The sequence below is a fragment of the Indolivaga alginatilytica genome, assembly GCF_003201355.1.
Taxonomy (GTDB): Bacteria; Bacteroidota; Bacteroidia; order Bacteroidales; family Dysgonomonadaceae; genus Dysgonomonas_A; species Dysgonomonas_A alginatilytica.
In genome coordinates, this window is sequence record NZ_QICL01000010.1 from 19,633 (window position 1) to 34,060 (window position 14,428).

The window sequence follows — 14,428 nt, forward strand, 5'->3', positions numbered from 1 at the left end:
AATACTTTAGGAAGTATTGGTCTTTTTTAATAATAGGTTTTAAATCTATTAAGATTTATGTTTTTCTACCCAGTTTTTAGCATTGATAAATGCTTCCATCCAAGGTGTAACATCATCCTTACGATTTTCGAATGGATAATAGGCACATTGCCATGGGAATATTCCTCTTTCAGGGTGTGGCATTATTGCTAAGTGGCGACCGTCTTTAGAACAAACCGCAGCCGTCGAAAAATCAGATCCGTTAGGATTGCCCGGATATTCGTCGTATGCATATTTAGCAACAATATTATATTCTGATTCTGCTTTAGGAAATGTAAAACGTCCTTCACCATGAGCTACCCAAACACCAAGCTTGCTACCTGATAGTGAGCCAAACATCACCGAGTTATTCTTAGGTATATCAACAGATAGAAATGTAGATTCAAACTTATGTGAGGCATTATGATTCATCTTAGGTTTTTCATCGTGTTCAGGATAAATTAATCCTAACTCCATTACCAATTGACAACCATTACAAACACCTAAGCTTAAAGTATCCTCACGAGCATAAAAATTACGTAAAGCAATTTTAGCTTTTTCATTATACATGAAGCTACCAGCCCACCCTTTTGCAGAACCTAGTACGTCGGAGTTAGAAAATCCACCACAGAAAACGATCAGGCTTATATCTTCTAACGTTTCTCTTCCTGATGCAAGGTCGGTCATGTGTACGTCTTTTACATCAAAACCAGCCAGATATAAAGTATAAGCCATCTCACGTTCGCCATTAGTTCCTTTCTCTCTGATAATAGCTGCTTTAACTCCCGATTTTCCTTCTCTCGTTGGTGTAATTCCCAAATGAGAAAATTTACCATTGAAAGAACTATTTATTTTAAACTCTACAGGTTGGTTCTTGTAATTTTCATAACGTGCTTTGGCTAAATCTGCTCCACTTTGGATCTTATCTAATAAATAAGATGATTCGTACCAGATATCTCTTAACCCGTCAATATCGAATTCTTCATAGAATTCGTCTTTCTGAATAGTTAGTTTTCTATTTTCAGTTGGTCTGGCAACTATTGCATAACCAATACCATAATCATCCAGTATTTTTTCAACTAAATGATGATGTTTTACCTGAATAAGTACTCCCGGATTTTCAGAGAATAATACTTTGATAAGATCTGCATGATGCAATTTATCTAGTCTAGCCTCTAATCCGCCTTGAGGATTTGCAAAACACATTTCTAACATGGCAGTAATCATACCTCCGGCAGAAATATCATGTCCGGCAAGAACCAGACCTCTTTCAATTAATTCCTGAATACAAGTAAACGCATCCTTGAAGTATTCTGAGTCTTTTACAGTAGGCACTTCTTCACCCAATTTACTCATTGTTTGAGCAAGGGCAGATCCTCCCAATTTGAAAGTATCAAAAGAGAAGTCAATATAATACAGATAAGTTCCTTTGATATATGCTAATACGGGAGATACGATCTTGCGTATATTCTTAACTTCGGCAGCAGCAGATATAATTACTGTACCAGGAGCATATACTTTATCATCTCCGTATTTTTGAGTCATTGATAGTGAATCTTTTCCTGTTGGAATATTGATTCCTAATTCACAAGCAAAGTTAGAACAAGCTTCTACTGCTCGGTATAAACGAGCGTCCTCTCCGGGGTTTTTACAAGGCCACATCCAGTTTGCACTTAGTGATATACCTTGAATTCCATCTTCAAGAGGTGCAAATACTATATTTGTCAGAGCTTCTGCGATAGCTATTACAGAACCTGCTTCGGAGTCTACCATTGCTACTTGAGGAGCATGACCGATAGATGTTGCAATACCCGAACGACCTCTGTAATCGAGTGCAACAGCACCAAGGTCACTCAAAGGAAGTTGTATTTCTCCCTGACATTGTTGACGTGCAACTTTTCCTGTAACAGAACGGTCTACTTTATTTGTCAACCAGTCTTTACAAGCAACAGCTTCGAGTTGAAGAACATTCGATAAATGTCCTTTCAAGCTTAATAATTTATAATCGGGATTAGTGAAATACTCTTCTATAGTTTCATCACGCATAATTGTACGTGGTGCTTTTCCGAAGAAGTCTTCTAAACTTAAATCTATAGGACGTTTACCATCAGCTTGTTCAAAAACAAACTTCTTGTCATCTGTAGTTTTGCCAACTACATACATTGGCGAGCGTTCGCGTTCTGCTATTCTTTTTATAGCTTCGGCTGTTTCTGCAGGCACTATCATACCCATTCTTTCCTGACTCTCGTTACCTACAATTTCTTTAGAAGATAGAGTTGGGTCTCCGACAGGAAGTTTCGATACATCTATAATACCACCGGTTAGCTCTACAAGTTCCGAAAGACAATTTAAGTGTCCTCCTGCACCATGATCGTGGATTGATACAATAGGATTATTATCTGATTCTGATAATGTACGGATAACATTCGAAACACGTTTTTGCATCTCAGGGTTAGCACGTTGAACTGCGTTCAATTCAATACCACTCGAATATTGACCTGTATCAACAGAAGATACAGCACCACCACCCATTCCGATACGATAATTATCACCACCTAGTACAACAACACTCTCTCCTGGTTCAGGTTCATTTTTTATAGCATCGCGTTTGTTGCCAAAGCCAACACCTCCGGCTAACATGATAACTTTATCGTATGCAAATTTCTTTTGATTCTCGAAATGTTCGAGGGTTAAAACGGAGCCACAAATCAGAGGTTGTCCAAAATGGTTACCAAAGGTGGATGCTCCGTTGGATGCCTTTATTAGAATTTCTTCGGGAGTTTGATATAACCAATCTCTTTCAGCCATAGTTTCTTCCCACACTCTATCTTCTTTGGTACGTGGATAAGCTGTCATATAAACGGCAGTCCCTGCAAGAGGTAACGATCCTTTACCTCCGGCAAGGCGGTCGCGTATTTCACCTCCAGAACCTGTTGCAGCACCATTAAATGGTTCTACTGTGGTAGGGAAATTATGAGTTTCGGCTTTTAGTGAGATAACAGATTTAATTTGTTTGGTCTCAAAATAGTCTGGTTTATCCCCACTTGCAGGAGCAAACTGTTCTATTTCGGGTCCATCATTAAATGCAACATTATCTTTATAAGCGGAGATTAGTTTATTTAGATTGACTTTTGATGTCTTTTTTATCAGTTGAAAAAGGGAACTTTCTTTTTCCTCACCATCAATAATAAATGTTCCGTTGAATATCTTATGACGGCAATGTTCTGAGTTTACTTGTGAAAAACCAAAGACCTCGCTATCTGTAAGTTTTCTATTCAGTTTAGCACTTAAACCATTTAGATAGTCTATTTCTTCTGAACTTAGAGCCAAACCTTCTTTGGCATTATATGCTGCAATATCATCGATTTCTAGAATCGGATCGGGTTTTTTATCAATTGTAAACAAAGTTTGTCCTAACCCATTGTAGCTTTGTTGAAGCATCGGGTCATATTTAGAATCTTGCTCAGCAGAAAAGAATTCTTCAATACGAATAATACCCGTAATAGCCATATTTTGAGTAATCTCAACAGCATTGGTACTCCAAGGGGTAACCATCTCTTTACGAGGGCCTACGAAATGTCCTTGAAGCTCTGAAGATTCAACTAGTTGAGCTTCATCGAAGAGCCATTTTAACTTTTGGATATCAGAAGATTCGATTGGAGAAGATGTTTCTACTGCAATGACGTTTTTAGCAGAATTAAGGAAAAAAGATACCATATTGATTAAGCTATATTATCACTTTATTAATCTTCGACAAAGTTAATCAAAAGTATACAACTAATAAAGACAAATTTCTTTATTTAAGACATAAAATAAAAAAGGTTGATAATTAAATTACCAACCTTCCTATATAAGTGACCCATGATATTTATTTACTATATTTCATGGATATAACAGTCTTTAGTTATTACACCTACCAAAGCAATAAAAAGGTCTGAGACCTTAATTGACTTTATTTTTTCTTTTCATCGTCCAGATAGTCGCTTGCTTTCTGAGACAGATCACGGGCTGTGCGTTTTGCTTGTATGGTGAGATCTTCTACTTTGTCTTCAATTTTATCTGAGTACTCACGTGCTTTATGTGAAATTACATCGAATAACGATTTGGCTTGCTCTCTGAGATCACCATATTTTCCTTTGAAAAATTTATCCCAATCTATTTCAAGACCTTCTTTATCCATAAAGTCTTTAACTATCGTTACAACTTTTACAGCTTGTTCTTCTGATAAACCAGCTTCTTCTTGTAATCTCTTTAATAAGTTTTCCATATTATTTTATATTTAATTATTCTCTTTCTCTTATAACGTCAATATATAAAAAATAGTTTAACAAACTAGAGTTATAATCGCGATTCATTTGAATATTTTCAGATAAATATCTACCTTGTTCTGAAATATAAATACAAAACAATGGAACAGATTAAAAGTAAGCCTTTCTTTCTTAAAGATGACGAGCCTGTATATACTGCAGATAAGGGTATAACACGCCAATTTGTAGGATATAATAATGAAATAATGACAGTAAAAGTAATCTTTGAAAAAGGCGCTATCGGTTATCAGCATTCGCATCCTCATGTACAAACTGCCTATATTGAATCAGGAGTATATGAAGTTACAATAGATGGTGTGACTAAAACTTTAAAAGCAGGTGATGGCTTCTTTGCAGAACCTGATATTAAGCATGGCTTAGTTTGTTTGGAAGCAGGAATAATTATTGATAGTTTCAGTCCGGTAAGAGAAGATTTTTATGCGACAATAAAATAAAGAACTTAAATAGCACACAAATTACACTGAAATAACAGAAAATTCTGAGTTTTATTTTTATATCTCACTAGTTAATAGTGATTTACAAAATATAAAAAATCTGTATTATCAGTGTATTCTGTGTGCTAAATCTCTTTTGATACACTCTCTTCTTTATTTAATTGCCTTACTCACCAAACATATCTTTAAAATCGACAACTTGTTTTCCCGGTAGTATTTGATTCAATACTACACCAATAATAGAAGCTAATGCCATACCTTCGAGTGAAAAATGACTCCCTATATGTATTGCTGCTCCACCTATTCCGATAACAAGAATAACGGATGCTATAATGAGGTTTCTCTTTTGAGAAAAATCTATTTTATTTTCAACAAGCATTCTCAATCCGCTGGATGCAATGATTCCAAATAGAAGTATAGATACTCCTCCCATTACAGGCGTTGGAATAGAAGATAAGAGAGCGGATATTTTTCCACAGAATCCAAAAAGGATGGCAAAACAGGAAGCACCAATAAATAAGTATATACTAAATGCCTTGGTGATAGCCAATACCCCGATATTTTCGCCATAAGTAGTAACAGGAGGTCCTCCAATACAAGAGGCAATTATGGATGCTACTGAATCACCAAATAAAGACTTATGCAATCCCGGATCTTCTAATAAATCTTTCTCTACTACTTTACTCAATACCAATTGATGTCCGATATGTTCTGCAATAGGAACAATAGCTACAGGAACCATTAGTAAGAATACTTTCCATGTGAAGTGAGGTGTAAAATGTACAAATGGAATTTCGAAAGGAGGTACTTCAAACCAACTGGCTTCTATTACCCTTTGAAAGTCGACAATTCCCATTATTAGAGCAAAAATATATCCACCGATAATACCCATCAAAACAGGAACTACACTTAAAAATCCTTTGGTGTATATGGCAAATACAATAGTAATAACTAAAGTTACAAGCCCCACCAGTACATAGTCTATATCATATCCTCCATGATGATTGGTAACCATACTGACCGCTACGCTCGATAAGCCTAACCCAATGACCATAATAATTGGTCCTACAACAATGGGAGGTAATAATTTCATTAACCATTTGATTCCTGTTTTTGCAATAACCAAAGCAACAATGGCATAAACAATTCCTACAAGAAAACTACCTACCATTATACCAGCAAATCCCTCAAATGCTTTTATGGCAATAAGCGGATTAATAAAAGCAAAAGATGATCCTAAATAAGAAGGAACTTTACCTCGTGTTATCAAGATGAAGGCTAATGTACCTAAACCACTTGAAACGAGAGCTACAGCCGGGCTCATTCCAGTAAGAGCAGGAACTAAAACTGTTGCTCCAAACATGGCAAAAAGGTGTTGGATGCTTAGTAATATCCATTGAAGGAATTTAGGTTTTTCATCTATACGAAGGACTATTTTACTGGAAGGTTTCATGGTATGGTTCTGGTTTGTTTAATTTATTTTTTAGGCAATAAAAAAGCACCGCTAAAATAGGTGCTTTTTTAATAGGAATTATACTATCTGCTTAAATTTAGTCAGAAATACATCGGCTTGCTCTTTAGTTAAGCATAATGGAGGCAGGAGACGAAATACATGAGTTCCCGTTGACCCTGTAAATATCTTATCTTCGAATAGAAGTTTTGACCTTTTTTCTTTTATTGGTTCGTTCATTTCGATACCTATAATAAGACCACGTCCACGTACTTCTTTTATTCCTGATAATTTCTTTAATTCGGTGATTAAATATTCTCCTACATTCAAAGCATTTTCTACTAATTTTTCTTTTTTCATTATGTCCAATACTGCAATAGCAGCAGCACAAGCTAAATGATTACCGCCAAAAGTGGTTCCAAGTTGTCCGTAAACAGCTTTAAACATAGGGTTAATTAAAACGCCAGCCATAGGGAAACCATTACCGATACCTTTAGCAACAGTTATAAGATCAGCAGTTATATCAGCATACTGATGTGCAAAGAATTTACCACTACGTCCGTAACCTGATTGGATTTCGTCCAAAATAAGGATTGTTTCGGTTTCCGTACAAACATCGCGAAGTTCTTTTAGAAACTTATCGTCTGGAATGTGAATACCTGCAACTCCTTGGATACCTTCTATGATTACAGAGCAATATTCTTTTGTTGCCAATTCTTTTTTTACGAATTCAATATCGTTGAACGGAGCAAATGTAACATTTGAATTATCATTTACAGGAGCAGAATATGCAGGAATATCTGTTGTTGCGACAGTTACAGAGGTCCGTCCGTGGAATGCTTTCTTAAAAGCTAGAACCTTTTTTCTTCCATTGTGAAAAGAAGCCAACTTTATTGCGTTCTCATTTGCTTCGGCACCCGAGTTGATAAGAAAAAGGAAATAATCAGGATAACCGCATTGTTCTCCTAATTTCTGAGCGACCTCTTGTTGTAATTCATTAATTACAGAGTTTGAGTAAAAACCCAGTTTATTTAATTGGTCGGTTATTTTTTCTACGTAATATGGATGCGTATGACCTACTGAAATTACGGCATGTCCGCCATAAAGGTCCAGATATTCATTCCCTTTTTCATCATATACATAACATCCATTCCCTTTTACTATGTTAAGGTCAAATAATGGAAATACATCGAATAATTTCATTTTTATACTTTATATTATAAGGTCGCAGACCTATTTATTACTTATTCTTATTTCTATTTTAGAAAGTAATCTAATTATTAGTTTCTATATTTTCACTTTTGGGTTCGGTTGTCAATACTTCGTTTATCATCTCCACTACCCTTTCTTTACGTATTATATACATGCCTAATCTATCGGTCGATATACCATCTTTTAACTTGTAGGTATATGTCGGGTGTCCATCTACTTCACGTATTTCGAAACTTCGGAAACTTATATTATCATTTGCACTTAAACTTTCGGCAGCTTCTATTATATGTGTTGATATAACAAAGAATGAACTTTTGATGCGTGCAAATGCAGATACTATAGCCAAAGTTCCATCATAGGCATCTTTTACATTTGTTCCTCTGAATAGTTCGTCGAAAATAACCAGTAGATTATTGTTTTCTTTCAACTGATTAGCAACATACTTTACTCTCAGAACTTCTGCATAGAAGTGACTGTAACCCGAATGTAAGTCATCGGATATGTTGATGGTAGTACATAATCCGGAGATAAGACTTAATCTCATACTTTTGGCAGGTACAGGGAATCCTGCGTGTGCCAAATAAGCAGAAACACCTAAGGCTTTTAGAAAAGTTGATTTTCCAGCCATATTGGGTCCGGTGATGAATAATAGATTTGATTCTCCTCCAAAACTAATGTCATTTGCTACCGCATCTTCTACAAAGGGGTGAAATAGTCCTTCGAGTTCAAGACAATTTGCTGATTTGGGTAAAACTTCGGGATAACAAAGGTTGTACTTATCTGCCGCATTGGCTATAGCCTGAAAAGCATCATATTCATAGATGAGATTAATCAAAAATTGAATATTCCGACTTTGCGAGTGTCTAAATATAGAATCATACACATCAATATCGTAAGCCTTTAGGCTTTTCAAACCCAGAGCACTCTGAAATTCAGATAAAGCGAATATTTCCAGAACTTTATCATTGTCTTTCTTTAGTAATATAGGACAATGATTAGCTTTTTCTTCATTTACCAAATTCAGAGAGAATTCATATAATGATTTTAGAATCACAATCATAGAGCTTACTCCGTTTTTTACAACATAGTAGCTTTCTGTCGGGTTCAATGTATTCATTATTTTCCGTTCAGCCGACCATACCTTTGATGCACGCCTGATAGAAGATCCCCTGTCTTTTAGATAGTATACTGCATAATCCAGAGCATCCTTATCTATAATTAATCTTGATGTTACATGATGTTGAAAGAATAGAACGGCTTCTTTTCGTTCTTTTATTTTCTCAAGATCAGTCATCGGCTCTGCCAAAAAACGATATAGTTTGTCTTGACCACCTTTGCATGTACTCAGGTTAAATAAGTCAAATATCGATTTTCCACTTTTGTATGTGCCAAAAATGTCTAGATCCTTTTTCGTCTGGTCGTCTATCTGAAAGGGCATAGGCACGATTTTTTTAATTAATAAATCTGGTATTGCATACCTGGAGCATTCAGCGGTCGTTCGATAAAATTATTTTTCAAGTAAAATTCTTTTTTATCATTAGCACAAAAAAGCTGGATATCGCTAATACCTGCCTTCTGTGTATAATCTACTAAACGATTCAGTATCTCAGTACCAATTCCTTTTAATTTATATTCAGGAGAAATAATTAGGTCTACAATAAATGCATGTAATTTTCCATCTGAAATAACTCTTCCGAAACCTATTAATATTTCATCCGAAAAAACAGATACAATATACCAACTATTCTTTATAGCTTCATAAAGATCTTCTTTTGTTTTTTCAGCATCTTCATTCCATCCTGTAGATTCATAAAGGGTAAAGAATGAATTTATGTGTGGTATTTTATCAGAATATTTTATTTCCATATAACTAATTCTAAAAAAATATTTACCGTAGCCTCAAAATCCTGTTGCTTTCAGTTTCAATCCTTGCGTTTCGTCTAAACCAAAGATAAGATTCAAGTTATGAAGAGCTTGCCCTGAAGCACCTTTCACTAAATTGTCGATACAAGAAAGAATAAGCAGTTTATTACCATGCTTCTCTACATATAGAACACATTTGTTAGTGTTGACAACTTGTTTTAAATCAGGATTTTTATCAGTTACTATAACAAAAGGACTATCCTTGTAGAAGTCTTCGTATAGTTTACGAGCATCTTCTTCCGAACCCTCGAAATTTAGATAGATACTTGCAAATATACCTCGAGTAAAGTTACCTCGAACGGGTATAAAATTAATATCTTCCGTGAAATTATTTTGAAGCTGAGTCAACGATTGACGAATTTCACCTAAATGCTGATGTTCGAAAGCTTTGTATACAGAGATATTATTCTCTCTCCAACTAAAATGTGATGTTGCCGAAGGTTTAACCCCCGCCCCTGTTGATCCGGTAATTGCATTTACATGAACTTCGGTATTTAATAATTGAGCATTAGCTAAAGGCAGTAAAGCCAATTGTATAGCTGTTGCAAAGCATCCGGGATTGGCAATCCGTTTTGCTTGCTTAATTCTCTCTTTATTCAATTCGGGTAGACCGTATACAAATTCATGCTCTGCTGATTCTTTACGGTAATCAGTAGACAAGTCTATAATTTTTAAATTCTCAGGAACTTTATTTGTATCCAAGAATTTCTTAGTGTCACCATGTGCTGTACAGAAAAATAGTACATCTATTTCGTTATATGGAAGTTGATCTGTGAATTTCATATCAGTTTCGCCCAGTAAACCTCCATGAACGTCGGTCAGCTTATTTCCAGCGTTACTGGTACTATTTACGAAAACCAGTTCTACTTGAGGATGATTAATTAATAAACGAATCAATTCTCCTGCTGTATATCCTGCACCTCCTATTATTCCTGCTTTTATCATTTTCTATGTACTTTATTCATCTTTAAGCTCGCAGAGCTTTTTATTGCTTTGGCAAGTGTAACAATTCGAGGCTGTTACAATCATAAAATGTAGCAATAAATATTTAAAATTACTTAATCGGTTAAAACCGATCATTATTTGTTGTAGGTTGAGAAATAACTAAAAAATCAATAGCTTCATCACTTTTATTCTCTATAAAATGTATTGTCTGAGGAGGTATTAACAATCCTTCCTGAGCCAATACCGTAACAGATTCATTTCCATTGATATGAAATAGAGCCTCTCCTTTGATTAAATAGAAAAACTGAGAAGCTTTTGCATGATGATGAGCATTTTCTCTAGTATTTGGAGGCATACTTTCTAGTTTAACAGATAAAGTGTCCTTGTCCACAAACACCCAACTATCACATCCATCGCCCCAAATATAATGAACAGCTTCATTTTTAGATACTTTCTTATACATCACTTATAGTTAATCACTTTCCGTTTTTCTTTTGTACGCTATGAAATACTTTTGTTGGAATAGAATAAATCTTAGTGAAACCTTTCGCATCATCTGCACTCCATGCTTTATTTATTTCTCCATATTCTCCAAATTCAGCTTTCATTAAGTCGAAATCGCTGTCAACTCCTACTAATACATAGTGATAAGGCATAAGTTTAATAGTAACTGTACCTGTCACATTTTCTTGTGAACTGATAAGGAAAGCTTCGATATCACGCATTACAGGTTCAAGGTATTGGGCTTCGTGTAAAAACATTCCATACCAATTACCTAATTGTTCTTTCCAATATTGTTGCCATTTGGTAAGAGTATGCTTTTCGAGCATTTTGTGTGCGTTGATAATTACCAACGGTGCAGCGGCTTCGAAACCTACACGTCCTTTAATACCTATAATAGTATCACCAATATGCATATCACGACCTATTGCAAAAGCCGAAGTTATTTCTTCGATCTTATTGATAGCTTCAATTTTATTAGTGTATTTTTTTCCGTTTACTCCTGCTATCTCTCCTTGTTCAAAATCAATGGTTAGAATCTCCGATTCTTTTTTAGTCAATTGAGAAGGATATGCTTCTTCGGGTAAGGTTTGGTTCGATTTCAATGTCTCTTTACCACCTATACTTGTTCCCCAAAGACCTTTATTTATAGAGTATTCCATTTTAGTGAAATCTGCTTCATAACCATGTCTTTTAAGATAATCAATCTCATATTCACGGGTTAAGATCATATCACGTGTTGGAGTAATTATTTCTATTTCGGGAGCCAATACGTCAAAAGTCAAATCGAAACGTACCTGATCGTTACCTGCACCTGTACTGCCATGTGCAACTGCATCAGCGCCTATTTCTTTAGCATAATTAATAATGGCTATTGCTTGAAATATACGTTCAGAACTTACTGAAATAGGATAAGTTCCGTTTCTCAGAACGTTTCCAAAAACCATATATTTGATACTTTTCTCGTAATACTCTTGTGTAACATCTAATGCTACGTGTTTCACCGCTCCTAATTTATAGGCTTTTTCTTCAACTATTTTTAGTTCGTCCGGCGAGAAACCTCCGGTATTAGCTATAGCTGTATATACTTCGTATCCTTTTTCTTCGGATAAATATTTGGCACAAAATGAAGTATCTAATCCTCCACTAAAAGCTAAAACGACTTTCTTTTTCATTTGTCAGTATCTTTTAATTTTTTCAGTAAATCTTTAATTTCCGGCTTATCCTCATGCGCTTTAGGATCGTAAAGCATTGCAGTACAGATACAATATTTGCGGTCTGTACGAGTCAATACATCATAATTAACACAGCCCTGACATCCTCTCCAGAAAGCTTCGTCATCCGTTAATTGGGCAAAGGTAACAGGCACATATCCCAAATCGGTATTGATTTTCATCACGGCAGCACCCGATGTTAACCCAAATACTTTAGCATCAGGAAATCTATGACGACAAAGAGCAAAAGCCATTTGCTTGATACGTTTAGCTAAACCATGCCCTCGGAATTTGTCAACAACAATAAGTCCCGAATTGGCTACAAATTGTTTATTACCCCAAGTTTCGATATAACAAAAACCTGCAAATTCTTTTCCGGCAAGAGCGATGATCGATTTGCCTTCTTTCATTTTAAGCTCCACATATTCGGGTGAGCGTTTGGCTATACCTGTACCACGCACCTTTGCGGCTGCTTCTATTGTATCTAATATAGTCTGAACATATTGAATATGTTTATCGCTGGCTATTTCGATAGTTATTTCTGGTTCTAATTCTTCTTTCATTTTTTTATCTGTCGATAAAATATTGTTGATCATTTCATATTTGGAATAAATGAGGAAAGAGATGCTAACACCTCTTCTCTGCTTATATTATCTTTGGGTATTATTAATATCGTATCATCTCCGGCAACAGTTCCCAGTATCGTTTGGTTAGCCTTTGAATCTATTTCTCCGGCAATAGCCATAGCATATCCGGGACGGGTTTTTATGACAGCCAATTGCCCTGAGAACTCAATACTCAGAAATCCAAAGGATGATAAAGGCATGATATTGTCCTGTGAGTTTACAATTGCATCTGCCAACTGATATGCATAATTACCTCTTAGTGTTGGTGCTTTTATAATTTTCAGCTCTTTTATATCACGAGAAAGTGTTGCTTGTGTCACATCAAACCCTTTGTTTATTAGGGCATTTAGAAGCATATCCTGATTGGTTATATCCTCAGATAATATAACTTCTTTGATGGTTGTATGTCGAATTTTCTTTCTCATTTTGAATAAATATACATTTTATTCTGCAAATTTATACATAATATTGTATATTCAAACATATTTGAGATTATTTTTTGTATATATTGATGCTAAAAACCGATTTTATATTAAGTAAAGGTTCTTTTATTTAATTAGAAGTATGCGGACAATATTTTCGATAGTTCTTTCAACATTTTCTTTTCCTTTAAAAAGAGCTTCTTCCAGAGAAAGAGCTTGTGGTAAAATTCCCAAAATAGCATCAAAACCACAGCCATATAATTGCTCTATACCTTCTCCTATATATCCGGCAATTGCAATCACTTTTTTGTTCTCAGATTTGGCTACTTGAGCGACTCCATAAGGCGTTTTTCCGTATTGTGTTTGAAAATCAATACCACCCTCACCTGTAAATACAAAATCTGCTTGCTTGATAATTTCTTTCAAGTTGGTGTAGTTGATGATAATATTTACACCTCGTTCTAGTTTTGCATTTGTAAATGCAAGAAGGCCTGCACCCAGACCTCCGGCAGCTCCTGCACCGGGAATGTTTGCAATATCTTTATTTAGTTGTTGTTTTATTATTTCAGAATAATGATAAAGTGCATTATCTAAGATTTCCACCATCTGAGGAGTAGCTCCTTTTTGAGGACCAAACACTCTAGATGCTCCCGTTTCGCCATACAAAGTATTGGTTACATCACAAGCAACCTCTATTTCAATATTTTCTAAACGAGAATCAAGGTTCGATATATCAATTCTAGCAAGTTGAGATAATGCTTCGCCTCCAAATGGTAATTCACGATCTTGTTTATCTAGGAAGCGTGCTCCTAATGCTTGGGCAAGCCCTACTCCACCATCGTTGGTTGCACTGCCTCCTATACCTATAATTATCTTTTTTATGCCTTTATCTAAACATGCTGTGATTAATTGACCCGTTCCATATGTTGTAGTAATTAATGGATTTCGGGTTTTCTCATTTATATACTGAATTCCACTGGCTGATGCCATTTCTATCGCGGCTGTTATTCCATCTCCTAATATTCCATATTGGGCAATAACAGGAGTATTTAGAGGACCTACAACTTCAAGGTTATATATTGTACCATTGGTTGCATCTACTAATGATTGAACTGTACCTTCTCCCCCATCTGCCATCGGAACTTTGATGCAGTTTGCACTGGGAAGCACTTTTCTTATGCCTTTTTCCATAGCCTCACATACTTCTTGTGCAGTCATAGAGCCTTTAAAAGAATCTGGTGCTAAAACAAATGTTAGATTTTCCATCGGTATTTTTATATAAAGTCTGTTTGTCCTTAGAATACAATATAAAGTTAATAAAAAAGCTCCTGAAATAATTTTATTTCAGGAGCCTT

At 35.4% G+C, this 14,428-nt stretch carries 13 protein-coding genes; 1 reads left to right on the top strand and 12 read right to left on the bottom strand.

Annotated features, from left to right (window positions below; genetic code table 11):
* Positions 1-48: 48 nt before the first annotated feature.
* Together purL and CLV62_RS09240 are read right to left on the bottom strand one after the other, a co-directional pair.
* Positions 49-3,735 (bottom strand): phosphoribosylformylglycinamidine synthase, encoded by a 3,687-nt coding sequence (gene purL / locus CLV62_RS09235; protein WP_110310499.1) that lies wholly within the window; start codon positions 3,733-3,735, stop codon positions 49-51.
* 235 nt (positions 3,736-3,970) lie between these two features.
* Positions 3,971-4,285: a hypothetical protein gene (locus CLV62_RS09240; protein WP_050710906.1), complete on the bottom strand. Its 315-nt coding sequence runs from the start codon at positions 4,283-4,285 to the stop codon at positions 3,971-3,973.
* A gap of 141 nt (positions 4,286-4,426) precedes the next feature.
* On the opposite strand from CLV62_RS09240, the gene CLV62_RS09245 reads away from it, so the two are divergent.
* The gene (locus CLV62_RS09245) at positions 4,427-4,780 is read left to right on the top strand and encodes a cupin domain-containing protein (protein ID WP_110310500.1); all 354 of its coding nucleotides are present in this window, start codon (positions 4,427-4,429) and stop codon (positions 4,778-4,780) included.
* A gap of 166 nt (positions 4,781-4,946) precedes the next feature.
* Here the strand turns inward: CLV62_RS09245 and CLV62_RS09250 are convergent, their stop codons facing one another.
* The 10 genes from CLV62_RS09250 to CLV62_RS09295 all read right to left on the bottom strand — a co-directional run bounded on the left by CLV62_RS09250 (position 4,947) and on the right by CLV62_RS09295 (position 14,339).
* On the bottom strand, positions 4,947-6,233 hold the full coding sequence (locus CLV62_RS09250) for a solute carrier family 23 protein (RefSeq protein ID WP_110310501.1): 1,287 nt from the start codon (positions 6,231-6,233) through the stop codon (positions 4,947-4,949).
* Between the two features lie 78 nt (positions 6,234-6,311).
* Positions 6,312-7,433 carry an aspartate aminotransferase family protein gene (locus CLV62_RS09255; protein WP_110310502.1) on the bottom strand — a complete coding sequence of 374 codons (1,122 nt, stop codon included), beginning with the start codon at positions 7,431-7,433 and terminating at the stop codon, positions 6,312-6,314.
* 70 nt (positions 7,434-7,503) lie between these two features.
* On the bottom strand, positions 7,504-8,880 hold the full coding sequence (locus tag CLV62_RS09260; protein ID WP_185144253.1) for a MutS-related protein: 1,377 nt from the start codon (positions 8,878-8,880) through the stop codon (positions 7,504-7,506).
* Between the two features lie 17 nt (positions 8,881-8,897).
* The gene (locus CLV62_RS09265; protein ID WP_110310504.1) at positions 8,898-9,308 is read right to left on the bottom strand and encodes a GNAT family N-acetyltransferase; all 411 of its coding nucleotides are present in this window, start codon (positions 9,306-9,308) and stop codon (positions 8,898-8,900) included.
* Positions 9,309-9,341: 33 nt separating this feature from the next.
* Positions 9,342-10,310 (bottom strand): N-acetyl-gamma-glutamyl-phosphate reductase, encoded by a 969-nt coding sequence (argC, locus tag CLV62_RS09270; protein WP_110310505.1) that lies wholly within the window; start codon positions 10,308-10,310, stop codon positions 9,342-9,344.
* Positions 10,311-10,431: 121 nt separating this feature from the next.
* A complete protein-coding gene (locus CLV62_RS09275) occupies positions 10,432-10,773 on the bottom strand; it encodes a cupin domain-containing protein (RefSeq protein WP_110310506.1) in 342 nt (113 codons plus the stop codon).
* Positions 10,774-10,786: 13 nt separating this feature from the next.
* Positions 10,787-11,986, bottom strand: coding sequence for an argininosuccinate synthase (argG, locus tag CLV62_RS09280; protein ID WP_110310507.1), 1,200 nt, complete (start codon positions 11,984-11,986; stop codon positions 10,787-10,789).
* The gene (locus CLV62_RS09285; RefSeq protein ID WP_185144254.1) at positions 11,983-12,588 is read right to left on the bottom strand and encodes a GNAT family N-acetyltransferase; all 606 of its coding nucleotides are present in this window, start codon (positions 12,586-12,588) and stop codon (positions 11,983-11,985) included. The genes argG and CLV62_RS09285 overlap by 4 nt, the downstream gene beginning before the upstream one ends.
* Positions 12,589-12,617: 29 nt before the next feature.
* A complete protein-coding gene (locus tag CLV62_RS09290; RefSeq protein ID WP_110310508.1) occupies positions 12,618-13,076 on the bottom strand; it encodes an arginine repressor in 459 nt (152 codons plus the stop codon).
* Between the two features lie 123 nt (positions 13,077-13,199).
* Complete coding sequence (locus tag CLV62_RS09295) at positions 13,200-14,339, bottom strand: glycerate kinase family protein (RefSeq protein ID WP_110310509.1); 1,140 nt, start codon at positions 14,337-14,339, stop codon at positions 13,200-13,202.
* Positions 14,340-14,428 lie beyond the last annotated feature (89 nt).